23 protein-coding genes and 1 tRNA gene are annotated in these 26,427 nt (G+C 68.5%); 16 read left to right on the plus strand and 8 right to left on the minus strand.

Features of this window, described 5'->3' with window-relative positions:
• Positions 1 to 47: 47 nt before the first annotated feature.
• Together D0901_RS02720 and mpl are read right to left on the minus strand one after the other, a co-directional pair.
• Positions 48 to 671: a flavin prenyltransferase UbiX gene (locus D0901_RS02720; RefSeq protein ID WP_129138751.1), complete on the minus strand. Its 624-nt coding sequence runs from the start codon at positions 669 to 671 to the stop codon at positions 48 to 50.
• Positions 664 to 2,031 (minus strand): UDP-N-acetylmuramate:L-alanyl-gamma-D-glutamyl-meso-diaminopimelate ligase, encoded by a 1,368-nt coding sequence (gene mpl, locus D0901_RS02725; protein ID WP_129138752.1) that lies wholly within the window; start codon positions 2,029 to 2,031, stop codon positions 664 to 666. Before mpl ends, D0901_RS02720 begins: the two co-directional genes overlap by 8 nt.
• Positions 2,032 to 2,229: 198 nt before the next feature.
• On the opposite strand from mpl, the gene D0901_RS02730 reads away from it, so the two are divergent.
• Positions 2,230 to 3,489, plus strand: a complete 1,260-nt coding sequence (locus D0901_RS02730) for a 6-phosphofructokinase (RefSeq protein WP_129138753.1) — start codon at positions 2,230 to 2,232, stop codon at positions 3,487 to 3,489.
• A 99-nt stretch (positions 3,490 to 3,588) separates the two neighbouring features.
• Here D0901_RS02730 and D0901_RS02735 read toward each other — a convergent pair whose 3' ends face one another.
• Positions 3,589 to 5,310 carry a bifunctional protein-serine/threonine kinase/phosphatase gene (locus tag D0901_RS02735; RefSeq protein ID WP_129138754.1) on the minus strand — a complete coding sequence of 574 codons (1,722 nt, stop codon included), beginning with the start codon at positions 5,308 to 5,310 and terminating at the stop codon, positions 3,589 to 3,591.
• A gap of 370 nt (positions 5,311 to 5,680) precedes the next feature.
• On the opposite strand from D0901_RS02735, the gene D0901_RS02740 reads away from it, so the two are divergent.
• Both D0901_RS02740 and ppa read left to right on the plus strand, forming a co-directional pair.
• The gene (locus D0901_RS02740) at positions 5,681 to 6,532 is read left to right on the plus strand and encodes an outer membrane protein OmpK (protein WP_233440334.1); all 852 of its coding nucleotides are present in this window, start codon (positions 5,681 to 5,683) and stop codon (positions 6,530 to 6,532) included.
• A gap of 199 nt (positions 6,533 to 6,731) precedes the next feature.
• Entirely contained in the window at positions 6,732 to 7,262 is a 531-nt protein-coding gene (ppa, locus tag D0901_RS02745) for an inorganic diphosphatase (RefSeq protein WP_129138756.1), read from the plus strand.
• A 290-nt stretch (positions 7,263 to 7,552) separates the two neighbouring features.
• On the opposite strand, the gene D0901_RS02750 is transcribed toward ppa, so the two are convergent.
• Complete coding sequence (locus D0901_RS02750) at positions 7,553 to 8,902, minus strand: DUF2333 family protein (protein WP_203234780.1); 1,350 nt, start codon at positions 8,900 to 8,902, stop codon at positions 7,553 to 7,555.
• A gap of 141 nt (positions 8,903 to 9,043) precedes the next feature.
• Here D0901_RS02750 and dsbD point away from each other — a divergent pair, with 141 nt between their 5' ends.
• From dsbD to purH, 7 genes are all read left to right on the plus strand, one after another.
• Positions 9,044 to 10,978, plus strand: a complete 1,935-nt coding sequence (dsbD, locus tag D0901_RS02755) for a protein-disulfide reductase DsbD (RefSeq protein ID WP_129138757.1) — start codon at positions 9,044 to 9,046, stop codon at positions 10,976 to 10,978.
• A gap of 518 nt (positions 10,979 to 11,496) precedes the next feature.
• The gene (gene accB, locus D0901_RS02760) at positions 11,497 to 11,976 is read left to right on the plus strand and encodes an acetyl-CoA carboxylase biotin carboxyl carrier protein (protein ID WP_129138758.1); all 480 of its coding nucleotides are present in this window, start codon (positions 11,497 to 11,499) and stop codon (positions 11,974 to 11,976) included.
• A 28-nt stretch (positions 11,977 to 12,004) separates the two neighbouring features.
• A complete protein-coding gene (gene accC / locus D0901_RS02765) occupies positions 12,005 to 13,345 on the plus strand; it encodes an acetyl-CoA carboxylase biotin carboxylase subunit (protein ID WP_129138759.1) in 1,341 nt (446 codons plus the stop codon).
• Positions 13,346 to 13,533: 188 nt separating this feature from the next.
• Positions 13,534 to 14,439 (plus strand): 50S ribosomal protein L11 methyltransferase, encoded by a 906-nt coding sequence (gene prmA / locus D0901_RS02770; RefSeq protein ID WP_129138760.1) that lies wholly within the window; start codon positions 13,534 to 13,536, stop codon positions 14,437 to 14,439.
• A gap of 115 nt (positions 14,440 to 14,554) precedes the next feature.
• Positions 14,555 to 15,577, plus strand: coding sequence for a tRNA dihydrouridine synthase DusB (dusB, locus tag D0901_RS02775; protein ID WP_129138761.1), 1,023 nt, complete (start codon positions 14,555 to 14,557; stop codon positions 15,575 to 15,577).
• Positions 15,574 to 15,873: a DNA-binding transcriptional regulator Fis gene (fis, locus tag D0901_RS02780; RefSeq protein WP_129138762.1), complete on the plus strand. Its 300-nt coding sequence runs from the start codon at positions 15,574 to 15,576 to the stop codon at positions 15,871 to 15,873. Before dusB ends, fis begins: the two co-directional genes overlap by 4 nt.
• 92 nt (positions 15,874 to 15,965) lie before the next feature.
• On the plus strand, positions 15,966 to 17,558 hold the full coding sequence (purH, locus tag D0901_RS02785; protein WP_129138763.1) for a bifunctional phosphoribosylaminoimidazolecarboxamide formyltransferase/IMP cyclohydrolase: 1,593 nt from the start codon (positions 15,966 to 15,968) through the stop codon (positions 17,556 to 17,558).
• Positions 17,559 to 17,691: 133 nt separating this feature from the next.
• Here purH and D0901_RS02790 read toward each other — a convergent pair whose 3' ends face one another.
• The 4 genes from D0901_RS02790 to D0901_RS02805 all read right to left on the minus strand — a co-directional run bounded on the left by D0901_RS02790 (position 17,692) and on the right by D0901_RS02805 (position 21,558).
• Positions 17,692 to 19,149 carry an NAD-dependent succinate-semialdehyde dehydrogenase gene (locus D0901_RS02790; RefSeq protein ID WP_129138764.1) on the minus strand — a complete coding sequence of 486 codons (1,458 nt, stop codon included), beginning with the start codon at positions 19,147 to 19,149 and terminating at the stop codon, positions 17,692 to 17,694.
• A 49-nt stretch (positions 19,150 to 19,198) separates the two neighbouring features.
• A complete protein-coding gene (locus D0901_RS02795) occupies positions 19,199 to 19,750 on the minus strand; it encodes a DUF4190 domain-containing protein (RefSeq protein WP_129138765.1) in 552 nt (183 codons plus the stop codon).
• An 88-nt stretch (positions 19,751 to 19,838) separates the two neighbouring features.
• Positions 19,839 to 20,822 carry a serine/threonine protein kinase gene (locus D0901_RS02800; RefSeq protein WP_129138913.1) on the minus strand — a complete coding sequence of 328 codons (984 nt, stop codon included), beginning with the start codon at positions 20,820 to 20,822 and terminating at the stop codon, positions 19,839 to 19,841.
• Between the two features lie 55 nt (positions 20,823 to 20,877).
• Entirely contained in the window at positions 20,878 to 21,558 is a 681-nt protein-coding gene (locus D0901_RS02805; RefSeq protein ID WP_233440335.1) for a ComF family protein, read from the minus strand.
• Positions 21,559 to 21,655: 97 nt separating this feature from the next.
• Between D0901_RS02805 and bioB the strand changes: the two genes are divergently transcribed.
• The 6 genes from bioB to D0901_RS02835 all read left to right on the plus strand — a co-directional run bounded on the left by bioB (position 21,656) and on the right by D0901_RS02835 (position 26,262).
• Positions 21,656 to 22,750 (plus strand): biotin synthase BioB, encoded by a 1,095-nt coding sequence (gene bioB, locus D0901_RS02810; protein WP_129138766.1) that lies wholly within the window; start codon positions 21,656 to 21,658, stop codon positions 22,748 to 22,750.
• A 2-nt stretch (positions 22,751 to 22,752) separates the two neighbouring features.
• The gene (locus tag D0901_RS02815) at positions 22,753 to 23,931 is read left to right on the plus strand and encodes an aminotransferase class I/II-fold pyridoxal phosphate-dependent enzyme (RefSeq protein WP_129138767.1); all 1,179 of its coding nucleotides are present in this window, start codon (positions 22,753 to 22,755) and stop codon (positions 23,929 to 23,931) included.
• The gene (locus D0901_RS02820; RefSeq protein WP_129138768.1) at positions 23,928 to 24,644 is read left to right on the plus strand and encodes an alpha/beta fold hydrolase; all 717 of its coding nucleotides are present in this window, start codon (positions 23,928 to 23,930) and stop codon (positions 24,642 to 24,644) included. The genes D0901_RS02815 and D0901_RS02820 overlap by 4 nt, the downstream gene beginning before the upstream one ends.
• Positions 24,641 to 25,453 (plus strand): methyltransferase domain-containing protein, encoded by an 813-nt coding sequence (locus D0901_RS02825; RefSeq protein WP_129138769.1) that lies wholly within the window; start codon positions 24,641 to 24,643, stop codon positions 25,451 to 25,453. Before D0901_RS02820 ends, D0901_RS02825 begins: the two co-directional genes overlap by 4 nt.
• Positions 25,450 to 26,133 (plus strand): dethiobiotin synthase, encoded by a 684-nt coding sequence (bioD, locus tag D0901_RS02830; protein WP_129138770.1) that lies wholly within the window; start codon positions 25,450 to 25,452, stop codon positions 26,131 to 26,133. Before D0901_RS02825 ends, bioD begins: the two co-directional genes overlap by 4 nt.
• A 44-nt stretch (positions 26,134 to 26,177) precedes the next feature.
• Positions 26,178 to 26,262, plus strand: a tRNA-Leu gene (locus tag D0901_RS02835).
• Positions 26,263 to 26,427: the final 165 nt, after the last annotated feature.

A 26,427-nucleotide genomic window follows, 5' to 3' on the forward strand; every position in this document is an offset into this window, starting at 1 on the left:
CGCACGGAGCCGGCGAGCCTCGGACGGCCGCGCTCCGGCCCGACCGCTCATTCGCCCCAGCGCGGCATCAGCGTGTGCGCGATCCCCAGCTGGTTGAGAATCCGCGCGACGATGAAGTCGACGAGGGCCTCGACGCTCGTCGGCCGATGATAGAAGCCGGGCGCCGCCGGCAGCACCACCGCGCCCAGCCGGCTCAAGGCGAGCATGTGCTCGAGGTGGACCGCCGACAGCGGCGCCTCGCGCGGCACCAGGATCAATTGCCGCCGCTCCTTGAGAGCAACGTCGGCGGCGCGTTCGATCAGGTTGTTGCTGGCCCCGGTGGCCACCGCCGAGAGCGTGCCCGTGGAACACGGGCAGATGACCATCGCGCTCGGCGCGCCGGAGCCTGACGCCACCGGCGCCAGCCAGTCCTCGCGGCCGAAGCAGCGGATCTGGCCCGGCCGGGCACCGCTGCGCGCGATCAGGGCCTCGGCGAGACGGCCCGGCTGGGCAGGCAGCTGCTCGTCGGTCTCGGTGGCGATCACCATGTGCGCCGCCTTGGAGACCATCACCCACACTTCATGCCCGGCGGCGGTCAGGCACTCGATCAGGCGCAGGCCATACTGGGCCCCGGAGGCGCCGGTCAGCGCCACGGTCACCGGCGGTTCGAAGGTGCCTTCCCGATCAGCCATGACGTGCCTCCAGGGCCGCCAGCAGCTTCTCGTGGATGCCGCCGAAGCCGCCGTTGGACATCACCACCAGGCGATCACCGGGCCTCGCCGCGTCGACCAGCGCCTCGACCAGCGCCTCGATATCCTCGGCACGTCGGGCCGGTACCGGCGACGCGGCGATCACCTCGTCGAGCGACCAGTCCAGCCCCGGCGGCTGATACCACCAGACCGCATCCGCCGCGGCCACGCTCTCGCCCAGACGCGCCTTGAGCGTGCCCAGACGCATGGTATTGGAGCGAGGCTCGATCACCGCCAGCAACCGCCCCCGCGGCGTGGCGGCACGCAGGCCGCGCAGCGTGGTGGCGATCGCCGTGGGGTGGTGGGCGAAATCGTCGATCACCTGGATGCCGGCGACCTCGCCGCGCACCTCCTGACGCCGGCGCGGCGACTGGAAACGCGCCAGCGCCGCGCAGCCACGGGCCAGATCGACCCCGCAGGTGGCCGCCGCGGCCAGGGCCGCCAGGGCATTGCGGGCGTTGTGCTCGCCGGTCAACGGCCAGTCGACCACCGCATCCTCGGCGCCATGAATCACCCGAAAGCGACTCGCGTCGTCGCGCTCCAGCACCAGGCGCCAGGCACTGTCGTCGGCCGCACCGAAGCGCTCGACCGTGCTCCAGCAGCCCATCGCCAGGACGCGATCGAGGGCCGGTTCGCCGTCGGCGACCAGCAAGCGGCCGTCGCCGGGCACGGTGCGCACCAGATGATGGAACTGGCGCTCGATCGCCGCCAGATCACTGAAGATGTCGGCGTGATCGAACTCCAGGTTGTTGAGTACGGCGACGTCGGGGCGGTAATGCACGAACTTGGAGCGCTTGTCGAAGAAGGCGGTATCGTATTCGTCGGCCTCGACCACGAAGGGCGCGGCGGACTCGCCGAGACGCGCCGACACGCCGAAGTTGCGGGGCACGCCACCGATCAGGAAGCCCGGCGTCAGGCCGGCGGACTCGAGCAGCCAGGCCAGCAGGCTGGCGGTGGTGGTCTTGCCGTGAGTGCCCGCCACGGCCAGCACACGCCGTCCCGGCAGGACGTGCTCGGCCAGCCACTGGGGCCCCGAGACGTACGGCAGGCGCGCATTGAGCAACGCCTCGACCTCGGGGTTGCCCCGCGACAGGGCGTTGCCGACCACCACCAGGTCCGGGCGCGGCTCGAGATTGCCCGCCGCGTACCCCTCCTGGAGCGCGATGCCGGCGGCCTCGAGCTGGGTGCTCATCGGCGGGTAGACGTTGGCATCGGAACCGCTGACCGTGAACCCGCACTCCCGGGCCAGCAGCGCCAGGCTGCCCATGAAAGTGCCGCAGATTCCGAGGATATGCACGTGCATCAGGGGCCTCCCGCCGACCAAGAGAAGAAGACGCCTCGCGTGGGGCTGTGCGGGGCATCGGCGCGTGAGCCTAGCATGCCGGCAGTGACAGGCGCCATACGCCCCGCTGCCGTGCAGCACGCGGCGCTATCGGCTATGATGCACGGTCGTCCCCTCTTCAACGCTCAACGATCGCAAAGCAGGAGCAAAGGAAGCCCCATGGCCCAGCACAATGCCTTCTACGCCCAGTCCGGTGGCGTCACCGCCGTCATCAACGCCAGCGCCTGCGGCGTGGTCGAAGCGTGCCGCCGTCACAGCGACCGGATCGGCAAGGTGTATGCAGGACACAACGGCATCATTGGCGCCCTGACCGAGGACCTGATCGACGTTTCCCAGGAATCCGAGGAAGCCATCGCCGCGCTTCGCCACACCCCGGGCGGCGCCTTCGGCTCCTGCCGCTACAAGCTCAAGGACATCGAGACCCACCGCACCCAGTATGAGCGGCTGATCGAGGTCTTCAAGGCCCACGACATCCGCTACTTCTTCTACAACGGCGGCGGCGATAGTGCCGACACCTGTCTCAAGGTCTCGCAGCTCTCCGAGAAGATGGGCTATCCGCTCACCGCCATCCATGTGCCCAAGACGGTCGACAACGACCTGCCGATCACCGACAACTCGCCGGGCTTCGGCAGCGTGGCCAAGTACATCGCCACCTCGACCCGCGAAACGGCGCTGGACATCGCCTCGATGTGCGCCACCTCGACCAAGGTCTTCGTGCTCGAGGTGATGGGGCGTCACGCCGGCTGGATCGCCGCCGCCGGCGCGCTGGCCGGCGAAGGCGAAGGCGAGCCGCCGCATCTGGTGATCTTCCCCGAGATCCCCTTCCGGCGTACCGAGGTCATGCAGCGCGTGCAGACGGCGGTCAAGCAGTACGGCTATTGCGTGATCGTGGTCTCCGAAGGCGCCCGCTACGACGACGGCACCTTCCTCGCCGATGCCGGCAACACCGACGCCTTCGGCCACCGCCAGCTGGGCGGCGTGGCCCCCACCCTGGCCGGCATGGTCAAGCAGGACCTGGGCTACAAGTATCACTGGGCGGTCGCCGACTACCTGCAGCGCGCCGCGCGTCACCTGGCCTCGAAGACCGACGTCGACCAGGCCTATGCGGTGGGCAAGGAGGCCGTGGAACTGGCGCTGGCCGGCAAGAACGCCATGATGCCGGCGATCAAGCGCGTCGGCGACGATCCCTACGAATGGCGCATCGAGGCCGCCCCGCTCGCCGAGGTCGCCAACAAGGAAAAGTTCATGCCCCGCGACTTCATCCGCGAGGACGGCTTCGGCATTACCCCCGCCTGCCGTCGCTATCTGTCGCCGCTGATCCAGGGCGAGGACTTCCCGCCGTTCGAGAACGGGCTGCCCAAGATGGCCGCCCTGAAGCTGGCCAAGGTCGCGCGCAAGTTGCCCGAATTCACGCTGTAACGCCCGGCCACGAAGCGACCGCCCGCAAGTCACAAGACGCCCCGCTACTCAGCGGGGCGTCTTGGTTTGCGGTGCGGTTGGCTCGTAGCCCGTAGCGGATCATTTCAACAGCCAGGAAAGCACCAGCAGCAACAATAGAATCCCGGCAATCCCCTGCCACAGATTGGCCGGCTCGCGCAGCGCTCTGCCGCTGCCCTCGGCGGCCTGACGCCGGCGGGGATCGCGCAGCGCGACCAGAAACTCCGACAGGCGGCGAAAACGCAACGGACGCTGTGGATCGAGCGCGCGGCGCAGCGCCTCGTCGAGCGCCTCAGGCACTTGCGGATTGTCGAGCCGGGCGCTGCGATAGCGCATCTGCTCGAGGCCGGTGTGGCTGCGCAACTGGTGCGGCGCCTGGGCGTAGGGCGCCCGACCGGTGAGCAGCCAGTAGATGGTCGAGGCCAGCGAATACTGGTCGCTGCGCCGACCAACCTCGGTATCGAGGGCATACTCCGGGGCACTGTGCTCGCTGAGCCCCAGCTCCCGCGCCAGCTCGCGGGCCTTGTGCTCATCGCCATCGCGACGGAAGCAGGCGCCGAAGGCGGTCAGCACCACCTGGCCATGGGAATCGACCAGCACGGTGTCGGGCCGGATCTGCTGGTGCAGCACGTCGCGACGGTGCAGCGCCTGGACCGCCTTGGCCAGTTGCCGGGCGATGTCGAGCCGTTGCGCCAGACTGGCCTGCGGATGGCGACGCGCCCACTCGCTCAGCGTCTCGCCGTGCACCGGCTCGGTCAGGTAGTAGAGGTAACGGTGGGGGCGCGGCAGTTCGACCATGCGCGCGATGAACGGGGAGTTGACCCGATCCACCACCCACTGCTCGAGCAGGAAATGCTCGAGGTAGACGTTGCGGTTCGACAGTTCGGGGCTCGGCGTCTTGAGCGCCATGAGGCGCCCGCTGCGCTCGTCGCGAACCCGATAGATCCGCGACTTGGCGGTCCGCGACAGCACCTCGAGCACTTCCAGGCCGTCCAGACGATCGCCGACGCCGAGTTCCGGCGGCACGGGCAGGTGGCCGAACACCCGCTCGGGCTGTTCCTCGATGTTCTCCGACAGCCGGTCGATGCGCACCAGCTGAAAGCAGAACTGGTCGGCCCCGTAGCCCCGCTCCCCCGCGCGCTGCTGGGCGGCGGCGGCCAGGCGTTCGCAGGCGGCATCCAGGTCGCTGACGTCGGCACGGATCAACTGGACATAGTCCGACGGCATCAGCGTCCCGCGAACCGCACGCGTGGTGAACAGGAACAGATCGCCCTGCTTGAGGGGCAGCTTGGCATAGTCGATGTCGAGATTGCCGTCGAGGCCCAGCGCACGCGAGGGATAGCGGTAGCCGCCGAGATCGGTGATGTGATCGCGGGAGAGCTGCTCGAATTCGGCGCCTCGCAGCCGGAAGACCAGCGTATCGCCCAGGTGGAAGACGTGGGCGTCCCGCCCGCGGAAGACGATCGCCGACAGCGAGCTGACGTAGCTGCCGCCCTCGATGTAGCTGCTCTGGCTGTAGCTCCAGCTGTTCAGTGCCCGCAGCACCCGGGTCGCCGAGGTCTTGACGTCCCAGTGCCCGGGGGTCGAATAGTAGTCGGTGAGAAACCCGCGCACGCTCAGATCGCCGGCCTGCTTGGCGATCGCGTTGCGCCAGATGGAATCGCTGATCAGGGCGCAGGCGCCCTTGCTACCCAGGGTCGACTCGTCCTCGGGAACGAGCACCGACATCGAACTCCGGTGACGCCGCCGCTCCGGGGCCACGAAGGCCTGACCGTAACTCAGGGACAACGCTTGTTCCGCCAACCGATCATTCTCCTTGCTGTTCCCGCGGCGCTCCATCATACACGCTCGCCTGTCATCGGCCATGCCACCATCGCCGCAGCGCAGCGTGCGTCCACGCCGCGGAGCCGCCCCCGTCGGCATCCCGTCATCATTCCCTCAGGGTTTTGTTTCCACCGACAACCTCATCCCTTTTGTGTTTTTGGAAACACGGCGGACAGCTCGTTGAGTCGATTTTTTCGGCGAAACTCGCCTCTGCTCGCTATTGACAGTCACACCAGTTTGTTATTTTAATCACATTTAAAATGTTATTTTATTAACAAAGCTGCGCCCGGCTACCTGCCGTTCGCCACAACAACCCCACAACAGCCACGAACGACACAGAGACCTCATGATGACGAGCAAGACGACCATCGCCTCGACGCTTCTGATCACCGCCGCCACGGCGGTCAGCGGCACCGCCATGGCCGCCGATTACTCCGGCGGCCTGCACGACAACGACAGCAAGTGGTTGAGCTTCAACCTGATGCACAGCGAGGACAACAGGCTCCCCTTCCGCAACGCACAGGACACCTACCTCGAGATGGAATTCGGCGGCCGCTCCGGGATCGTCGATCTCTACGGCTACGTCGATTTCTTCGACGTGCTCGACGACAGCAGCGACGACCAGTCGGAAGGCGACAACGTCTTCGCCAAGCTCGCCCCGCGCTTTTCGCTGGACGGCATCACCGGCCACGACCTTTCCGTGGGCCCGGTTCAGGAGTGGTATATCGCCACCGTCACCAACATCGGCGACAACGGTCCGGCCGGCGGACTGTGGGAACACTACGTGGGCCTGGGCTCCGATATCGATGTCCCCTGGTTCGGCACCATGGGGCTCAACCTGACGGCGCGCTACGTACGCGAGAACTATGGCGGTCCCGACGAAGGCTCCTGGGACGGCTACATGGCCTCGACCGACTGGTTCAAGCCCTTCTACACCTTCGGCAACGGCGACTTCATGGCCTACCAGGGCTATCTCGACTACAAGTTCGGCGCCGATACCGTCGGCAGCCAGCCGGGGCGCAGCAGCAACAGCCTGGAATGGTTCAACGGCATCTACTATCACAACCAGCGCTTCGCCATCGGCTACGGTCTGAAGATCTACAACAACATGGCCTTCTACGAGGACGGCTCGGACGCCTCCGGGGTCAATCAGGACACGTCCGGCCCCGGGCACTACTTCAGCATCAACTATATGTTCTGACACCTCGCGACCCGGCCGCCGCGTCGAGCCCGACGTGGCGGCCTCCTGGCGCGCCCCGCCGCGTTTCCCCGATCGCCTCGCCGACCTCGTGCCGTCGTCCGTCCGGCCACCGACGCTGCCCGCGGCATGGCATTCGCCGGGGACAGTTCGTATAATCCGGCCAGCTTCCCTTCATCAAGCCAACCGCAAGGATTCGACGATGAGCTTCAACCAGATTCCCGCCGGCAAGGATCTGCCCAACGACGTCTACGTGGCGATCGAGATCCCGGCCAACCATGCGCCGATCAAGTACGAGATCGACAAGGACATGGATGCGCTGGTCGTCGATCGATTCATGGCCACGCCGATGTTCTACCCGGCCAACTACGGCTTCATCCCCCACACCCTGGCCGACGACGGCGACCCGCTCGACGCCCTGGTGGTGACGCCGCATCCGGTGCAGCCCGGCAGCGTGATCCGCGCTCGTCCGGTCGGCGTGCTGAACATGACCGACGAGGCCGGCGAAGACGCCAAGCTGGTCTGCGTCCCGCACGGCAAGCTCACCGCCCTCTATGACGAGGTCGAGGAAGTCACCGACCTGCCCGAGCTGCTGCGCCAGCAGATCGCCCATTTCTTCGAGAACTACAAGGACCTCGAGAAGGGCAAGTGGGTCAAGGTGGAATCCTGGGACAACGCCGATGCCGCCCGCAAGGCGATCGAAAAGGCCGTGGCCGCCTACGAAAAGCAGTGAGAACGCATTTACGAACCCTCTGATGATGGGCGCCGGGGGCAGGACAAAGCGAGGGTCCTTTGCCATGGCCGGAAAATGTTCCTTTCCATTCCGGCATTCCCGCCATCCATGGCGGTCAGATAGCAAAGGTAGCGCCCAGGGAGGGGTTTACAGCGCCCTCGCGACGTCCTGCCGCCGGAGAAGCCCACGCCACCTACCGGTTGTGAAAGACGTTTTAAGCCGGCCACTCCGCCTACGTCAACGGGCCGCCCCTCGGGGCGGCCCGTTGCGTATCGGGGTCCCTCGCCGCGTCAGTGGGACGCGGCAGCCTCTTCCTGAGCGTCGTCACTCGCGGCGTCTGTCGCCTGGGCGCCTTGGGGCGTTTGAGCGTGGCCGCCCGAGTCGTCCGCGGACGCCTGGTCCTGCGTCGTCTCGTCCGCTTCGGCCTGGCCGGCTGCCGCCGATTCGGCCGACGACGCCCCGGGCTGACTCTCGGCGGACTGGCCATCGGCCGCCTGACCCTCGCCGGCCTCGCCATCGGTCGCCCGACCCTCGGTAGACTGGCCATCGGCCGTCTGGCCGGCGGCAGACTGGCTTGCGGTCGACGGTTGCTCGCTGCCCTGCCCCGTATCGGCCGGGGACGCCGAGGCCGGGGCCGAAGTGGATGGCACCTGTACGCCACGCAACTGACCGGCAAGATCCCGCGACAGGTCGGCGACGACCTTGGTGTGATTGGCGAGCACCAGTGAGTGATTGGCGAAGATCCCGAAGCCCGATCCGTTGAGGATCACCGGGCTCCAGACACGCCGCTGGGCCAGCTCCAGCTCGGCGATCAGACGCTCGAGATGGCCGTCGGCGTCGGCCTTGGCGAACAGGTCGGCATAGTCGCGCCGGGCCGCCCTGAGCAGTTGGGTGAGCGCCCAGGCCTCGCCGCGTGCCTCATAGAAGGTATCGTCGATGCGGAACCAGGGCGTCGACTCGGGCAGATCGTCTTCGTCCACGCCCAGTTCCCGCAGCGCTTCGGGATCGTCGGCGTTGGCCAGCAGGTGCTGCGTCTCGCGCCGGAAACGCTGAGAGACCTGGAGCAGCCAGTCGGCCAGCCCGTCACCCTCGGCGACGAAGCCGCTGCCGTCGTGACCCAGGTTACCCTGCAGGCCCTGCAGTGCGCCCAACGCCTTGGCATAGCTGCGCTCCGCCGCCGGGTAGAGCCAGTCCTCGCTATCGGTACCCAACTCGGCCTGGATGGTCTTCAACGCCGGCGACGGCCCACCATTCAGCGCCGGCAGCGCCCGGGTCAGGGTTCGCGCCTGCTCCAGCACGCCGTATTCCCAGCTCGGCATGTTGTCGAGCCAGACGCCCGGCGGAAAGACATCGTTGTGCAGGAAGCCGCCCGGCTTGTCGAGCAGCGTCTCGACGGTGGCCGCCAGGGTCGCGACCATGACCGCCCCGCGCGCCGCCGGTGCCGTTTCGTTGCCTGCCTCCTGAACCGCCACCACCTGGGCGATGTCGATATCGGCGGGACGCCGGCTCCACCAGATCCCCAGCCCCAGACAGACGATCAGATAGAGCACCACCAGCACCAGCAGCGGCTTCCAGATCCAGCCGTACTCCGGGCGCTCGAGTACCTCGGTGCGACGCTTGCGGTTGCGAAATAAAGCCATGTCCAGACGTCCTTGGGCGTGACGATTGAGAATTGGGCCGACTCGCAGAGTATCCTATCATGCTCCGTCTGGCGCTCATCGCCAGCCACTCAACGCCCCGCTCGCTCTCGCAAGCGGCACGTGCCCGAGGAATCTCGTTCGATGCGTCATCGGTTGTCGTTGTCACTCTCGCTGCTGCTCTTGCTGCTGCTCGCCCTCCCCGCCCAGGCCGGCTTGTTCGACGACAACGCATCGCCTGGCAACGCCGAGACCTTTCTGCCGGTTCACCAGGCCTTCCAGGCCAGCGCCTGGCGTGACGACGACACCCTCTACGTGGGCTTTGCCAACGCCGATGGCTACTATCTCTACCGCCACCGTTTCGCCGTGGCCAGCGCCACGCCGGAGGTGACGTTCGGCGAACCACGTCTGCCGGCGGGCAAGTTCAAGCACGACGACTACCTCGGCGATGCCCACGTCTTCTATCACCAGGTGGTCCTCGCCATCCCCCTCGACGGCGATGTCGCCGACGACACGGCGGTCTCCGCCCGGATCACCTTCCAGGGCTGCGCCGACGCCGGGCTCTGCTACCCGCCGGAGACGCTCACCCTCGAGGCGCTCCCCGGCTCGCCCCCGGGCCGCTTCGCCGCGGCGGTCGACGACGCCACCCTGCCCCTGTCGACGCAACCGGCCCCATCGACCGGCAGCACCGCCTCGATGAGCAACGACGCCGCCTCTCGTTCCAGAGTAGCGGCCGCTGCCGCCAGCGACAGCCCCCGCAGCGAGGATGGCCACTTCAGCGCCCTGTTGCGCCAGGCATCGGTGCCGACGGTGCTGGGGCTGTTCTTCCTCGCCGGCGTGGGGCTGACCTTCACGCCCTGCGTCCTGCCGATGCTGCCGATCCTCGCCGCGATCATCGTCGGACGCGGCGCGAGCCGCGGCCGCGCACTGGCCCTGTCGGGCAGCTATGTCGCCGGCATGGCGGTGACCTACGCCCTGGTCGGCGTCCTCATGGGCCTGTTCGGTGCCGGGCTCAATCTGCAGGCCCGCCTGCAATCGCCCTGGGTGCTGGTGCCCTTCGCCGCGCTGTTCGTGCTCTTCGCCCTGGCGATGTTCGGCACCTTCGAGCTGCGTCTGGCGCCGGGGCTGGCCCAGCGCGTCGACGGCTGGCAGCAGCGTCTGCAGCGCAGCGGTCCGCTGGGCCTGGCGCTCGCCGGCGCGCTGTCGGTGGTGGTGGTCTCGCCCTGCGTCTCCGCGCCGCTGGCCGGGGCGATGGTCTTCATGGCCTCCACCGGCGATGCCCTGCTGGGCGGCCTGGCGTTGCTCGCGCTGGGGCTGGGCATGGGCGTGCCGCTGTTGCTGGTCGGGGCCTTCGGCGGCACCTTTCTGCCCCGGGCCGGTGCCTGGATGAACGGCATCAAGACCGCCTTCGGCCTGCTGCTGCTGGGCGTGGCAATCTGGCTGGTCGAGCGCTTGCTGCCGGGGCCGCTGACCCTGCTGCTGTGGAGCGCGCTGGCCATGGGCACGGCACTGGCCCTGGGGGCCCTGCCCCCCGGGCAGCCCCCGGGCTGGCCCCGCCTGCGTCAGTTGGCCGGCCTGTTGCTGCTGGGCTGGGGGCTGGCGCTGATCCTCGGCGCGGCCCAGGGCGGCAGCGACCCGCTGCGCCCCCTGGCCCGGCAGGATGGCGCCGACGCGAGGAGCGCCGCCAACGACCTGGCCTTCGTGCGAGTGACCGATCTCGCCGGCCTCGAGCGCGAACTCGACCGTGCCGCCAGGCTCGGCCAGCCCGCCTTCGTCGACGTCACCGCCGACTGGTGCATATCCTGCCGGATCATGGAACGCGAGGTCTTCCCGGCCCCGAGCGTGGCCGCCCGACTCGCCGACTATCACCGAATTCGCGCCGACGTCACCGACACCGGCCCCGAGACCCGGGCCCTGCTCGACCGCTTCGGCCTGTTCGGCCCCCCGGGCCTGCTGTTCTTCCGCGACGGCAGGGAACTCGGATCGGCCAGGATCCAGGGCGAAGTCGATGCCGAGGCACTCTCCCGCCACCTTCGCCGCCTGGCCGAATCCGCCCCGAAAGCCACCCCGGCGTCGTGACGTCCGGGGCGATCAGAAACGCTGTTCACGGCTGGCTGGACATGGCCGGCGTTTTTCGGCAAACTCCGCCGACACCGGCTTAATTGACGTTCAGATGCGGGATCGTGCAACAACCTGCGGTGATCTGAGCAAATTTCGAACAGGTTAACAGCGCCTTTCAAGGACCTCGCCATGGCTCGACTCCTGGCACTCCACGGCCCCGACCTTCCGGGGCCCCGAGACCCCGACGACCCTGGCTCCATCGCACGCGACGCCACCGATCGGCACGCCGGCACGCGCTTGCCGCGTGAGCGCATCGCCCTGAGCGGCGCCGCCATCCCGTTCGTCGAAGCCTCCGCTCCCCTGCCCGTTCGCGAATCCCGTTATCGCCACGCCCGTCTTTACAACGTGGCCGCGAACACGCTGGCCGGATACGTGGCCGCCGACGCCGGACGGCCAGCGCACACCGCCCGGCACCGATTCGTCCAGCACCGGCATTCACCAACGCCCAGACTCACTCACCATCGAGAGAACCCGACATGGATATTCGCAAGGTCAAGAAACTGATCGAGCTGCTCGAGGAATCCAACATCAGCGAGATCGAGATTCAGGAAGGCGAGGAATCGGTTCGCATCAGCCGTCATCCCAACGGCGCACCGGCAGCGCAGCCGACGATGCCGCCGGCCCACTGGGGCCATGCCCCGGCGGCGTATCCCGCCCCGACCGGCGGCCATGCCGCGCCCGCCGAGAGCGACGCCGAGGCCCCGGCGCCCGCCCAGCCCACCGGCCATGCCGTGACCTCGCCGATGGTCGGCACCTTCTACCGTGCCCCGGCCCCCGGCGCCAAGCCGTTCGTCGAAGTCGGCCAGAGCGTCAAGAAGGGCGAAACCATCTGTATCGTCGAAGCCATGAAGATGATGAACCAGATCGAGGCCGACAAGGACGGCGTGATCGAGGCGATCCTGGTCGAGGACGGCGAGCCGGTCGAATTCGACCAGCCGATGCTGCTCATCTCCTGATTCATTCGACAACTTGGCGGATCACATCATGTTGGAAAAGGTACTCATCGCCAACCGCGGCGAGATCGCCCTGCGCATCCTGCGCGCCTGCAAGGAGCTGGGCATCCGCACCGTGGCGGTTCACTCCAAGGCCGACCGTGAACTGATGCACGTACGCCTGGCCGACGAGGCCGTGTGCATCGGCCCGGCCTCCTCGGCCCAGTCCTATCTCAACATCCCGGCGCTGATCAGCGCCGCCGAGGTCACCGACGCCAGCGCCATCCATCCCGGCTACGGCTTTCTCTCCGAGAACGCCAACTTCGCCGAACAGGTCGAGCGCTCGGGCTTCGTCTTCGTCGGCCCGCGCGCCGAGACCATTCGCCTGATGGGCGACAAGGTCAGCGCCATCGAGGCGATGAAGAAGGCCGGCGTGCCCACCGTGCCCGGCTCCGACGGCCCGCTGCCCGACGACGACGAGGCGATGCTGGCCACGGCGCGACGCATCGGCTACCCGGTGATCATCAAGGCGGCGGCCGGCGGCGGCGGGCGCGGCATGCGTGTGGTGCATACCGAGTCCAACCTGCTCTCCGCGGTCAGCGTGACCCAGACCGAAGCCAAGAACGCCTTCGGCGACGGCACCGTGTACATGGAGAAATTCCTCGAGCAACCGCGCCACGTCGAGGTCCAGGTGCTCGCCGACGGCCAGGGCAACGCCATCCATCTCTACGACCGCGACTGCTCGCTGCAGCGCCGTCACCAGAAGGTGCTCGAGGAAGCCCCGGCCCCGCAGATCGACCCCGAGGCGCGCGCCCAGGTGCTCAAGGCGTGTACCGACGCCTGTCTCGAGATCGGCTACCGCGGCGCCGGCACCTTCGAATTCCTCTACGAGAAGGGCCAGTTCTTCTTCATCGAGATGAACACCCGCGTGCAGGTCGAGCACCCGGTCACCGAGATGGTCACCGGCGTCGACATCGTCAAGCAGCAACTGCTGATCGCCTCGGGCCAGCCGCTGTCGATCCGTCAGTCGGACATCGAGGTCAAGGGCCACGCCTTCGAGTGCCGGATCAACGCCGAGGATGCCCGCACCTTTATGCCCTCCCCGGGCAAGGTCGACCTTTACCACGCGCCCGGCGGTCTCGGCGTGCGCATGGACTCGCACCTGTATACCGGCTACAGCGTGCCGCCCTACTACGACTCGCTGATCGGCAAGCTGATCACCTGGGGCGCCGACCGCACCAACGCCCTGACGCGCATGCGCAACGCCCTCGACGAACTGCTGGTGGAAGGCATCAAGACCAACATCGACCTGCAGAAGGACCTGGTTCGCGACAGCGCCTTCCAGCAGGGCGGCGTCAACATCCACTACCTGGAAAAGAAACTCGGCGGCTAAGAATGCCTTTCACATCCGGTAGATGAAGCGGGCTTTTCCGGCGACAGAGCTTCGCGAGGGCGCTGTAAACCCCTCCTTGGGCGCTACCTTTGCCATCCATGGCAAAGGACCCTCGCTTCGCCCTGTCCCCGGCGCCCATCATCAGAGGGTTTGGAAATGTGATCTAGCCGGCTACCAAGGAGAGTTCCATGCCCTGGCTGCAACTCAAGGCACGCATCGCACCGGCACAGGCCGAGACGCTCGAGGACCTGCTGCTCGCCGAGGGTGCCCAGGCGATCACCCTTCAGGACGCCCACGACGATCCGGTCTTCGAGCCCGAGCGTGGCAGCACGCCGCTGTGGCAGGAGACCGTGCTCACCGGGCTCTACGACGATCTCGAGGGTATCGAGGCGATGCTCGAGCGCGTTCGCCAGGGCTGGGCGATGGAGATGGGCGACGAGCCCTGCCCCGAGGTCGAGTACGAACTGCTCGCCGACCGCGACTGGGAGCGCGAGTGGATGGACGGCTTCGAGCCGTTGCGCATGGGCGAGCGGCTGTGGATCGTGCCCAGCTGGCACGAGGCGCCGGACGCCGATGCCGTCAACCTGCGCCTCGATCCGGGACTGGCCTTCGGCACCGGCACCCACCCCACCACCGCGCTGTGCCTGGGCTGGCTCGATGGGCTGAGCGTCAACGGCGAACTCGACGGTCGCCGGGTGCTCGACGTCGGCTGCGGCTCGGGCATCCTGGCGATCGCCGCCCTCAAGCTGGGCGCAAGCGCCGCGACGGGCAGTGACATCGACCCCCAGGCGCTGCTGGCGAGTCGCGACAACGCCGAGCGCAACGCCATCGACGAGGACACCCTGACGCTTCATCTCGCCGAGGCGATGCCCGCGGAGCGCTTCGCGATCGTGCTCGCCAACATCCTCGCCGGGCCGCTCGTCGAGCTGGCCTCGACCATCGCCGGCCATGTCGCGCCCGGCGGCCGCCTGGCCCTGTCGGGCATCCTCGAGCACCAGGCCGACGAGGTGCTCGACGCTTACCGCGCCGAGGGGCTGACCATGGACGAGCCCCGCACTCGCGACGGCTGGGTGCTGCTCACCGGCCGCCGCTGACGCCTCGACGGCCGGTCGCGTTGCCCGCGGTCACGACGACGTTGGCAACGCGGCCTTCAATCTGCGCCGGCAGGTGAGTATCATAGGCGGCCCCTTTGCCGAGACCCCGATCACGATGCCAGCCACCGCCAGCGTCGAACCACCCGCTATTGGCCCCTACCGGTTGCCCAACCGGGTCATTCTGGCGCCCATGGCCGGGGTCACCGACCGGCCGTTCCGTCAGCTCTGCCGCCGGCTTGGCGCCGGCCTGGTGGTCTCCGAGATGGTCACCGCCGACCCCAGCCTGTGGCACACCCGCAAGTCGCGCCAGCGCCTCGATCATCGCGGCGAGCCCGGGCCGCGCAGCGTGCAGATCGCCGGCGGCGACGCCCGAATGCTCGCCGAGGCGGCGCGGCTCAACGCCGAACGCGGCGCCCAGATCATCGACATCAACATGGGCTGCCCGGCCAAGAAGGTGTGCAACAAGGCCGCCGGCTCGGCGCTGCTGCGCGACGAGCGACTGGTCGCGGAGATCCTCGAGGCGGTGGTCGCCGCGGTGGACGTCCCGGTGACTCTGAAGATTCGTACCGGCTGGTGCGACCGGACCCGCAACGGCGAGCGCGTGGCACGCCTGGCCGAAGAAGCCGGCATCCGTGCGCTGGCGGTCCACGGGCGCACCCGCGAGCAGCGTTATGGCGGGCGTGCCGAATACGACACCATTGCCGCGATCAAGGCCGCGGTCGGCATCCCGGTCTTCGCCAACGGCGACGTCGATTCCCCGCACAAGGCCGCCGAGGTTCTCGACTATACTGGTGCGGATGCCGTGATGGTCGGCCGCGGCGCCCAGGGCAACCCCTGGATCTTTCGCCAGATCGACCACTTCCTGCGCACCGGAGAGACCCTGGCCATGCCGTGCAGCGCCGAGCAGCGCGCCGTCATGGGCGGCCATCTCGATGCCCTGCACGGCTTTTACGGCGATGTCATGGGCGTGAGGATCGCGCGCAAGCATATCGGCTGGTATCTGGGCGACCGGGACGATGCCAAGGCTCTGCGCAAGCGTTTCAACGTTCTCGAGACACCGGATGCGCAGAAGCGTTTCGTGGATGAACTGTTCCGCCAGGCCCCCGAGCCGGCAACCGATGGAATCAGCGCAGCATGACCAGCAGGCAAGCCATTACCCCCGAACAAACGGCGTACGAGGAGCCGCTCGCCACCAGTCTGCCCCGCGGGCAGACGCTGCGCGAGGCCGTCGACGACGCCATGCATCGCTACTTCGCCCATCTCGAGGGCGAAACGGTGACCGACCTCTACGCCATGGTCATGGCCGAGGTCGAAGCCCCCTTGCTCAGCGCCGTGCTCGAGTACGCCGGCGGCAACCAGACCCGCGCCGCCGACATGCTGGGCCTGAATCGCGGCACCCTGCGCAAGAAGCTCAAGCACTACGACCTCATCTGAACCGATCGTACCGGGGAGTCTCCTGATTCCCCGGCGTCATTTTCACGACCGCAATCTGTCGCCCAGTGCGACCCCCTTCAAGAGTGACAGCCATGGCCGAACAACCCTCCCAGCCCCGTCCCCTGCCGGTGCGCCGCGCCCTGATCAGCGTCTCGGACAAGACCGGCATCGTCGATTTCGCCCGGCGCCTCGCCGACCAGGGCGTCGCCCTGCTCTCCACCGGCGGGACCTACCGGCTGCTCAGGGAGAACGATGTCGCGGTCGACGAGGTCTCCGAGCACACCGGCTTCCCGGAAATCATGGACGGCCGGGTCAAGACCCTGCACCCCAGGATCCACGGCGGGATTCTGGGTCGCCGCGGTCAGGACGACGCGGTGATGGCCGAGCATGACATCGCGCCCATCGACATGGTGGTGGTCAACCTCTATCCGTTCGCCCAGACCGTCGCCCGGCCCGACTGCACCCTGGAAGACGCCATCGAGAACATCGACATCGGCGGCCCGACCATGGTCCGTGCCTGCGCCAAGAATCACGCCTACACCAGCATCGTCGTCGATGCCGGCGACTATACCCGGGTACTCGACGAGATGGCCGCCAACCAGGGCGCGGTGAGTGACGCCCTGCGCTTCGACCTGGCGGTGAAGGCGTTCGAGCACACCGCCGGTTACGATGCGGCGATCGCCGACTACCTGGGCCAGCGCGTCGCGGGCGGCGAACCCGGCTTCCCGCGCACCTACAATGTGCAGTTCCAGAAGAAGCAGTCGATGCGCTACGGCGAGAACCCGCATCAGCGTGCCGCCTTCTACGTCGAGGCCGACGCCAGCGAGGCGAGCGTGGCCACGGCGGTCCAGCGTCAGGGCAAGGAGCTTTCCTACAACAACGTCGCCGACACCGATGCCGCCTTCGAGTGCGTCAAGGCCTTCACCGATACCGCCTGCGTGATCGTCAAGCACGCCAACCCCTGCGGCGTGGCCGTGGCCGATACCCCGCTGGCGGCCTACGACAAGGCCTTCGCCACCGACCCGACCAGCGCCTTCGGCGGCATCATCGCCTTCAACCGCCCACTGGACGCCGACACCGCCCGGGCGATCGTCGACCGCCAGTTCGTCGAGGTGATCATCGCCCCCGGGATCAGCGACGAGGCCGCCGCCATCGTCGCCGAGAAGAAGAACTTGCGCCTGCTCGATGTCGGCGACAGCTGGCCCGGCGAGCGTGAACGCGCCCACGACTTCAAGCGCGTCACCGGCGGGCTGCTGGTCCAGGATCGCGACCTGGGCATGGTCGGCCGCGACGAGCTGCAGGTAGTCACCGAGCGTGCGCCCAGCGAGCAGGAAATGCGCGACCTGGCGTTCGCCTGGAAGGTCGCCAAGTACGTCAAGTCCAACGCCATCGTCTACGCCAGCCACGGCCAGACCATCGGCGTCGGCGCCGGCCAGATGAGCCGCGTCTACTCGGCCCGCATCGCCGGCATCAAGGCCGCCGACGAAGGGCTCGAGGTCCCCGGCTCGGTGATGGCCTCGGACGCCTTCTTCCCCTTCCGCGACGGCATCGACGCCGCCGCCGAGGCCGGCATCACCGCGGTCATCCAGCCCGGTGGCTCGATGCGCGACCAGGAAGTGATCGACGCCGCCAACGAGGCGGGGATCGCCATGGTGTTTACCGGGATGCGCCACTTCAGACACTGACGCAGGCGCCTGCGGCGAGCTGTAAGCTGTAAACACAGCGTAGTGGCGGCATTCATCGAAAAACCCCATCGGTCATGACCGATGGGGTTTTCGTTTCTCAAGCTTACGGCTTAAAGCGGCGGGCGAAGCCCGGTCAGCCCAGATCGATGCACAGATACTTGGTCTCGAGGAACTCCTCGAGGCCCTGATGGCCACCCTCACGGCCCAGGCCGGACTCCTTGACCCCGCCGAAGGGCGCGGCGGCGTTGGAGATCAGCCCGGTATTGACGCCGACGATGCCGTACTCCAGCGCCTCGCCGACGCGCCAGACCTGGCCCAGATCGCGGGAGTAGAAGTAGGCGGCCAGGCCGAACGGCGTGTCGTTGGCCATCGCCACGGCGTCTTCCTCGTCGTCGAAGGGGAAGACCGCGGCCAACGGCCCGAAGGTCTCCTCGGACGCGACCCGCATGTCGCCGTTGGCCTGGTTGACCAGCGTCGGGGTGAAGAAGTTGCCGCCCAGCGGGTGCGGATGGCCGCCCAGCAGCAGTTCCGCGCCCTTGTCGACGGCGTCGCGGATGTGCGTGCTGACCTTCTCCACGGCGTTCTGGTCGATCAGCGGGCCGATGTTGACGCCCTCCTGGGTGCCATCGCCGACATGCAGGTCGCTGTTCATCGCCGCGGCCATCTTCTCGCAGAAGGCGTTGACCACACTCGACTGCACCAGGAAGCGGTTGACGCACACACAGGTCTGGCCGGCGTTGCGGAACTTGGAGGCCATGGCGCCCTCCACCGCGGCGTCGAGGTCGGCATCCTCGAAGACGATGAACGGCGCATTGCCGCCCAGTTCCAGCGAGATCTTCTGGATGTGCTCGGCAGCCTGCTGCATCAGCTTGCGGCCCACCTCGGTCGAGCCGGTGAAGGTGATCTTGCGCACCAGCGGCGACTCGGTCAGGGTGCCGGCGATCTCGCCGGCGGAGCCGGAAACCACGTTGAACACCCCGCGCGGCACGCCGGCGCGCTCGGCGAGCAACGCCATGGCGGTGGCCGAGAACGGCGTCTGGCTGGCCGGCTTGACCACCGTCGTGCACCCCGCCGCCAGTGCCGCGCCGACCTTGCGGGTGATCATCGCCGCCGGGAAATTCCAGGGCGTGATCGCCCCGACCACGCCCACGGGCTGCTTGGTGACCAGAATGCGCTGGTTGCTCTTGGCCGCCGGCACGGTCTCGCCGTAGATTCGCCGCGCCTCCTCGGCGAACCAGCGCAGAAAGCTCGCCGCGTAGACGATCTCGCCGGCCGCCTCCTTGAGCGGCTTGCCCTGCTCGAGGGTCATGATGCGCGCCAGCTCGTCCTGATGCTCCAGCATCAGGTCGTACCACTTCATCAGGATGTCGGCACGCTCCTGGGCGGTATGCGCGCGCCAGGCGGGCAGCGCGGCATCGGCGGCCTCGATGGCACGCTGGGTCTCGGCACGGCCCATGCGTGGCATCCTGCCGATGGTCTCGCCCGTCGCCGGGTTGTCGACCTCGATCTGCTCGCCGCTGTCGGCCGCCACCCAACTGCCGTCGATATAGGCGAAGGGGCGAAACAGCGGGCTGTCCTGCAGAGATTCCATGGTGTTCTCCTTCCATAGGGGCACCCGCACGGACGAGCGCCCCGAACTGTCACCCGGGACTGGCACCGGGCACGACGTGGGTTTGCGACTGATCGAATGACACTGGCCTGCCCGGCGCCGCCGTCGGCGCTTCCACCAGCAAGGATAGCGCAGCCACGACGATGGCGAGGGTGAGCGCGCCCCAGCACAGGCCACGGCCCTTGTAACGCCGTGGCGCACGACGAATCTGCCACAGGCCGAGCAGGGCGGAGAGGCCCGCGACGAGGGCGAACGCCGGGGCGAGACGATCGAAGAACAGGCCGAGGATCGCGACGCCGACGGCGACCACGGCCGGATGCGCGTAGCGCGGGGCCGCCGTCGGCGTGGTGCTCGCCCCGGCCGCTGGGACGGAGGCCCGCGGTCGGGCCCGCTGCTGCGGCTCGGGACGGTTCATGACCTGCACGGCACGGGCCTCGCGGACGTCGAAACGCACCGCGATACCCGGACCCGGCAGGCCGCGACCGCGCCATTCCGGCAGCCCGAACGTGAAGCGCTGCCCTTTCGGGGTCTCGATGACGCCCGCCTGGGTCGTGTCGTCGAAGGCGATGATGTCGCCGTCCAAGGCTCCCTCCCACCCGATGGCTAGGGTTCCATGCTAAGCGTTTCGCCGCGACGACACCAACAAGGGCCGCCGGTGTCCGCCGGCCGCATCAGGCGAGCCAGCGCGGCGACTCCAGGGCCAGACGCTGCTGCTCCAGGGTGCGGATATGCTGATCCCAGTAATCCTCGCTGGCCACCCAGGGGAAGGCGCGCGGAAACGCCGGGTCCTCCCAGCGCGCCACCAGCCAGGCGCTGTGGCGGATCAGGCGCAGCGTGCGCAGGGCCTCGATCCAGCCGAGCTGGCGGCGGTCGAAGTCGTGGTATTGCTCGTAACCTTCGAGCAGTTCCGAAAGCTGCATCTGCCACTCCGGCTCGCTCTGGGCGGTGAGCATCATCCACAGATCCTGCACGGCCGGCGCCATGCAGCAGTCGTCGAAATCGACCAGCGCGAAGTGCTCGTCGCGGCCGAGAATGTTGCCCAGATGACAGTCGCCGTGGACGCGGATGGCGGCATCGCCCGACCAGGTATCCCGCGCCAGGGCCTTTTCCAGCGCCTCGCTGATACGCAGATAGGCCTGACGCTGGCGGCGGTTCAGCCAGCCACCGGCGAGCACCTGCTCGCGACTGCGGGCCGCCATGGCGACCGGCGCCACCACCGGGCGCTCACGGAAGGCAGCGCGACTGGAGACCGTATGCACACGCCCGATCAGCTCGCCCAGCGCGAACAGGTGCGCCGGGTTCTCGAGCTCCGGGGCCTGGCCGGGCACGTGGGGGAACAGTGCCAGCCGGAAGCCCTCGAAATGGTGGAGGCTCTCGCCGCGCGCATCGCGCCAGGGGGCGGCCACCGGCACGTCTGCCTCAGCCAGTTCGAAGAGCAGCGCGTGTTCCTCGTGGATCTGTGCATCGCTCCAGCGCCCGGGCCGGTAGAACTTGACCACCCAGCGGCGTCGCTCGTCGTCGTGAAGCAGAAAGACCCGATTCTCGTAGCTGTTCAGCGCGAAGGGTTCGCCGGGCAGGAAGAACCCCAGCGACTCGACGGCGGCGACGATGCGTTGCGGGGAGAGCGTGTCGAACGGGTGCGGGTCGGAGACCATGAGCGCGTCCTTGGCAAGCGATGCCCGCATGCTAGCAGATCGCCCGACCTCGGCGTCACCCGATCAACGGGGTGCGGGCCGCCGCCCAGGCCTCGATGCGTTGCGCCCCGGCATCGCGACAGACGCGCGCCAGGGCATCCAGCGAGGCGCCGGTGGTCATCACGTCGTCGACCAGCGCTACGTGCGCGGGCAGACGTCGGTCGACGGCGAACGCCCCGCGCAGGTTGCGCTGTCGGGCCCGGCGGTCCAGGCCGCGCTGTGTCGGGGTGGCTTTCACGCGGCGGGCACAATACCAGGGGATCCCCAACTGCCGGGACAGGCGTGCCGCCAGCCAGGGCGCGGTATCGAAGCCCGCCTCCCGGGCACGCTGACGATGCCGCGGCAACGCCACCAGCAACGTCGGCATGTCCGCCCGCTCGAGCCCGACCAGCGACTCGACCATCAGCGCCACCAGCAGGGTCCCGGCGCGCGGCTCGGCCGAGAACTTGAAGCGATGTACCAGGGCGGCCACTTCGTGCTCGTAGCGCAGCGCGACCCGCGCCTCGCCGAAGGCCGGCGGGGCCTTCAGGCAGTGTCCGCATAACGGCGCGGCGTGTTCCGGCAACGGCTCGGCGCACTGCCGGCAGGCATGGCGGTTCCATGGCAGCGCCTTCAGGCAGGCCGGGCACCACGGCGCTCCCGGCGGACACGTGCCGAGGCAGAAGGCACAGGGCCCGGGAAGTGTCTGGCGCAGCAACTTGTCAACTTTTAGAAAAGCTTTAGTTGACAAGCGTCCAGCCCAAGAGGTTAACCTTCCTGCTTCCATAACGTTCACCAATCGCGACGACCCCGCCATGCCCGTGACCGCCCCCGCCGTTCGCCACGACTGGACCCTCGACGAGATCGAGGCGCTGTTCGCTCTGCCCTTCAATGACCTGCTGTGGCAAGCCCAGCAGATCCATCGACAGTGCTTCACGCCCAATACCGTGCAGGTCTCGACGCTGCTGTCGATCAAGACCGGCGCCTGCCCGGAGGACTGCAAGTACTGCCCTCAGTCGGGACACTACAACACCCGGCTCGACAAGGAGAAACTCCTCGAGATCGAGGAAGTGGTCGAGCAGGCGCGTGCCGCCCGCGACGCCGGGGCCAGCCGCTTCTGCATGGGTGCCGCCTGGCGCCGCCCGCGTGAACGCGACCTCGACGTGGTGCTGGAAATGGTCCGGCGGGTCAAGGCCCTGGGGCTGGAGACCTGCATGACGCTGGGCATGCTCGACGACGACCAGGCCGACCGGCTCGCCGAGGCCGGGCTCGATTACTACAACCACAATCTGGATACCTCGCCGGAATTCTACGGCGAGATCATCACCACCCGCACCTACGCCGATCGCCTGGAGACCCTGGCCAACGTGCGCCAGGCCGGCATGAAGGTCTGCAGCGGCGGCATCCTCGGTCTGGGCGAAGGGCCCCGCGATCGTGCCGGGCTTCTGCAGCAGCTCGCCAAACTCGAGCCGCATCCCGAATCGGTACCCATCAATCAACTGGTCAAGGTGCCCGGCACGCCACTGGAAGATGCCGAGGATCTCGACCCGCTGGTCTTCGTGCGCGCCATCGCCGTGGCCCGCATCCTCATGCCCTACAGCCACGTGCGCCTGTCCGCCGGGCGCGAGACGATGAGCGATTCGACCCAGGCGCTGGCCTTTCTCGCCGGTGCCAACTCGATCTTCTACGGCGACAAGCTGCTGACCACCGACAACCCCCAGATCGATCGCGACCGCCGACTGTTCGACCGGCTCGGACTGGCCCCCGAAACCCGCGAGACCACGCTCGCCGACGAACACCGCCTGGCGGCACGCACCGATGCCGCCCTGGCCGACACCGCAAACGCCACCGCCGCCCCCCTCTACCACGATGCGGCAGTACCCCGGTCCGCCCCCGCCCGGGTCGGCTAGGCATGTGGCGCAAGCCCCTCGAGCGACGCCTCGCCGAGCAACGCCGCGCCGGGCTATGGCGTGAGCGCGCCGTCGTCGCGGCGCGGGGCGCGGGATCCCCGAGCGACGACGACACGTGCCTGCGCGACTTCGCCGGCAACGACTACCTGGGCCTGGCCCGCGACCCGCGGTTGGCCGAGGCCCAGGCCGAAGGGGCCCGACGTCACGGCGCCGGCGGACGCGCCTCGCACCTGGTCAGCGGCCACCTCGCGCCTCACCACGCCCTGGAAGAGCGGCTGGCGGCGCTGGTCGGGCGTCCGCGGGCGCTGCTGTTCTCGACCGGCTACATGGCCAATCTGGCCGTGCTCCAGGTGCTCGGCGAGGGCACGACGCTGCTTCAGGACCGGCTCAATCACGCCTCGCTGCTCGATGGCGCACGGCTCGCCGGGGCACGCTCGCGACGTTTCCATCACGGCGATCTCGGCGACCTCGAACGCCTGCTGGAGCGAGGCAACGCCGAGACGCCACGACTGATCGTCAGCGACGGCGTGTTCAGTATGGACGGCGACGTCGCCGACATCGCCGGGCTGGCCGAGACCGCAAGAGGCCACGGCGCCTGCCTGGCCATCGACGACGCCCACGGCATCGGCGTGCTCGGCGACCACGGCGACGGCTGCGTGGGCCACAAGCACGACAGTACGAGGGTGCCCGTGCTGACCGGTACCCTGGGCAAGGCGCTGGGCAGCGCGGGGGCCTTCGTCGCCGGTGACGCGACGCTGATCGACGCCATGATCCAGTTCGCCCGCCCCTACATCTATACCACCGCGCAGCCACCGGGGATCGCCTGCGCCACGCTGCGCGCGCTCGACATTCTCGCCGAGGAGCCCGAGCGCCGCCGGCGACTGCACGACCACATCGCCTACTGGCGCCAGGGCGCCGCCGCGCTGGGCCTGCCGCTGATGGCCTCGGACACGCCCATCCAGCCGCTGCTGCTCGGCGACTGCATCCGCACGCTGCGCTGGCGTGACGCTCTGCGGCGGCGAGGCTTCCTGGTCGGCGCGATTCGCCCGCCGACGGTGCCCCGCCATCAGGCGCGGCTGCGCATCACCTTGAGCGCCGCCCACGAGCGCCACGAGCTCGACGCCCTGCTCGAGACGCTGGCGGAACTGGCCAGCTGCGACCCGCAAGAGGTGGCTTCATGACGAGACTGGTTCTGCTCGCCGGCTGGGGGATCGACGCGCGCATCTGGCACCCCCTCGCTCCCCACTGGCCGTCGAGCGTGCACGTCAGCGCGCCGGACTGGCCGGGTTATCGCCACCGGCCGGCCCTCGACGACCCGCAGGATCACGCCGCCCTCGCCGAGACAATGCGTGACGACCTGCCCCGCGACGCCGTCTGGGTCGGCTGGTCGCTGGGCGGGCTGCTGGCCGGTGCCCTGCTCGATCACCTGCCGCCGCCACGCCGCCTTATCCTGCTCGGCACCACCGGTCGCTTCACCGATGCCCGCCCGGGCGGCGTCTCCCGCGACCAGCTCGACCAGTTCCGGGGTGCCTTCGAACGCCGCCCCGAGACTACCTGGCGCCACTTCCTGCGCTGGCAGACCCGCGGCGAGCCACGGCCGGGCCAGCAGTGGCAGTCCCTGTCGGCCCTGCTCGGCGGCCAGGCACCGGCGGATACGGCGACACTGGCCGCGGGACTGGATCAGCTCGCCGGTCTCGACCTGTCCCCGCTATTGGCCTCGGCGCCATGCCCGATTCACCGGCTCACCGGCGAACACGACCCGCTGCTGCCTCGGGAAGTCGATATCGAACGGCTCGCCAACGCCGGCCACTGCCCGCAACTCGGCGCCCCGGATGCCCTGGCGGCACGGCTCGCCAGCCTGGCCGATCGCGTACAGCCCTCGGAGTTGACATGAACACCGTCAGCGTCACGCCAGGCTCGGCGCCTCACGATGCCGTCTGGCAGCGTCGCGTGGCGCGGGCCTTCGACCGGGCGGCACCGTACTATCGCCGTCGCGCCGTGGCCCAGCACCGCCTCGGCGAGCATCTCTGGCGACGCCTCCCCGCGCGGGCCACGCACATACTCGACCTGGGCTGCGGCCCCGGCGACTGGACGCGGCGGCTGTCCGAGCGCTATGCGACCACCGCATTCGGCGTCGATCTGGCCCCGGCCATGCTCGAACAGGCGCGCCGGTCCCACGGCAGCCAGGGCCACTGGCTGTGCGCCGACGCCACCCGATTGCCGCTGGCCAGTGCCGGCTTCGACCTGGTCTTTTCCAACCTGGCCATCCAGTGGTGCCGGAACCTGCCGGCACTCTTCGAGGAACTCCACCGCGTGCTCGCCCCCGGCGGGCGGGGACTGATCAACACCCTCGGCCCCGGCACCCTCGCCGAGGTCGCTCACGCCTGGTCGCGGCCCGATTGCCCGGCGGCGCTGCAACCCTTCACCGATACCGCGACCTATCGGGGCCTGGCCCGGCAAGCGGGACTCGACATCGTCATCGACGCGGCTCACCAATGCTTCCACTATCCCGACCTGCCCGCGGTCATGGACTCGATCAAGGGGGTCGGCGCCCAGGTCGCCCGTAGCGGTCCCCGACTGCGTCGCGGCGACATCAGCCGGGCCGAGGCGCGCTTCGAGACCCTGCGCGAGCCAGCGGGGCTGCCCGTGACCTACCACCGCCTGACACTCGAACTCGTCCGGCCACCAGAGACAACGCCATGAATCGCTACTTCGTCACCGGGACCGACACCGACGCCGGCAAGACCCTGGTCGCCGCCGCCCTGCTGGCCCGCGCCAAGGAGCGCGGCCGGCGCACGCTGGGTCTCAAGCCGGTCGCTTCGGGCTGCGAGATGACACCGGACGGCCTGCGCAACCGCGATGCGCTGATGCTCCAGCGCCAGAGCGAGCCCGCGGTGAGCTATGCGCAGGTCAATCCCTACGCCTTCGAACCCGCCATCGCCCCGCACCTGGCCGCGGCACGGGCCGGCAACGTGCCGGATCTGGAGACACTGATACCCTTGATGGCCCAGGCGCTGGCAACCGGACGCGACCTGACGCTGATCGAGGGCGCCGGTGGCTGGCGGGTGCCACTCAACGAGACTCAGGACCTCGCCGGCCTGGCCCGCGCACTGGACCTGCCGGTGATTCTGGTGGTCGGGGTGCGCCTGGGCTGCATCAGTCACGCCCGGCTGACGCAGGAGGCGGTTCGCGCCGATGGCCTGCACCTGGCCGGCTGGGTCGCCAATCAGGTCGACGCGAATTTCAGCGGTCACGAGGGCACGCTGGACACGCTCGCGGCGTGGCTGGACGCGCCCTGCCTGGGCATCGTGCCCTGGCTGGGCCAGCACGCCACGCCCGAGCGGGCAGCCGCCTACCTGAGGCTGCCCGATGGGCTCGATTGACTTGTTCGGTCACGTCCGTAGAATACGGGCGTTTCCTGCCTCCTGCGGATGTGGTGGAATTGGTAGACACGCTAGATTTAGGTTCTAGTGCCGAGAGGCGTGGGAGTTCGAGTCTCCCCATCCGCACCAAACAGCTTTTCCTCGCATCACCTGACCTACTCAACACCCCCGCAAGGCCGCATAACCACAGGCCTTTCTTTCACCTGACCTAATCCAAGCTACACGCAATAGCGCTTTGCGCGGTGTAGACCCACGTGTACCCTAAAGTTCGTGGGTACATGGGGTACAAGCCAA

The organism is Modicisalibacter coralii, assembly GCF_004117855.1.
Lineage (GTDB): Bacteria > Pseudomonadota > Gammaproteobacteria > Pseudomonadales > Halomonadaceae > Modicisalibacter > Modicisalibacter coralii.

Excerpts from the sequence above, each read along its gene's own strand:
- purH (WP_129138763.1), top strand. The coding sequence starts at position 15,966 with ATGGCCGAACAACCCTCCCAGCCCCGTCCCCTGCCGGTGCGCCGCGCC.
- D0901_RS02720 (WP_129138751.1), bottom strand. The coding sequence starts at position 671 with ATGGCTGATCGGGAAGGCACCTTCGAACCGCCGGTGACCGTGGCGCTG.
- D0901_RS02740 (WP_233440334.1), top strand. The coding sequence starts at position 5,681 with ATGACGAGCAAGACGACCATCGCCTCGACGCTTCTGATCACCGCCGCC.
- mpl (WP_129138752.1), bottom strand. The coding sequence starts at position 2,031 with ATGCACGTGCATATCCTCGGAATCTGCGGCACTTTCATGGGCAGCCTG.
- D0901_RS02815 (WP_129138767.1), top strand. The coding sequence starts at position 22,753 with ATGTGGCGCAAGCCCCTCGAGCGACGCCTCGCCGAGCAACGCCGCGCC.
- D0901_RS02730 (WP_129138753.1), top strand. The coding sequence starts at position 2,230 with ATGGCCCAGCACAATGCCTTCTACGCCCAGTCCGGTGGCGTCACCGCC.
- ppa (WP_129138756.1), top strand. The coding sequence starts at position 6,732 with ATGAGCTTCAACCAGATTCCCGCCGGCAAGGATCTGCCCAACGACGTC.
- dsbD (WP_129138757.1), top strand. The coding sequence starts at position 9,044 with ATGCGTCATCGGTTGTCGTTGTCACTCTCGCTGCTGCTCTTGCTGCTG.
- fis (WP_129138762.1), top strand. The coding sequence starts at position 15,574 with ATGACCAGCAGGCAAGCCATTACCCCCGAACAAACGGCGTACGAGGAG.
- bioB (WP_129138766.1), top strand. The coding sequence starts at position 21,656 with ATGCCCGTGACCGCCCCCGCCGTTCGCCACGACTGGACCCTCGACGAG.
- D0901_RS02820 (WP_129138768.1), top strand. The coding sequence starts at position 23,928 with ATGACGAGACTGGTTCTGCTCGCCGGCTGGGGGATCGACGCGCGCATC.
- D0901_RS02825 (WP_129138769.1), top strand. The coding sequence starts at position 24,641 with ATGAACACCGTCAGCGTCACGCCAGGCTCGGCGCCTCACGATGCCGTC.
- D0901_RS02790 (WP_129138764.1), bottom strand. The coding sequence starts at position 19,149 with ATGGAATCTCTGCAGGACAGCCCGCTGTTTCGCCCCTTCGCCTATATC.
- D0901_RS02800 (WP_129138913.1), bottom strand. The coding sequence starts at position 20,822 with ATGGTCTCCGACCCGCACCCGTTCGACACGCTCTCCCCGCAACGCATC.
- accC (WP_129138759.1), top strand. The coding sequence starts at position 12,005 with ATGTTGGAAAAGGTACTCATCGCCAACCGCGGCGAGATCGCCCTGCGC.
- dusB (WP_129138761.1), top strand. The coding sequence starts at position 14,555 with ATGCCAGCCACCGCCAGCGTCGAACCACCCGCTATTGGCCCCTACCGG.
- accB (WP_129138758.1), top strand. The coding sequence starts at position 11,497 with ATGGATATTCGCAAGGTCAAGAAACTGATCGAGCTGCTCGAGGAATCC.
- bioD (WP_129138770.1), top strand. The coding sequence starts at position 25,450 with ATGAATCGCTACTTCGTCACCGGGACCGACACCGACGCCGGCAAGACC.
- D0901_RS02750 (WP_203234780.1), bottom strand. The coding sequence starts at position 8,902 with ATGGCTTTATTTCGCAACCGCAAGCGTCGCACCGAGGTACTCGAGCGC.
- prmA (WP_129138760.1), top strand. The coding sequence starts at position 13,534 with ATGCCCTGGCTGCAACTCAAGGCACGCATCGCACCGGCACAGGCCGAG.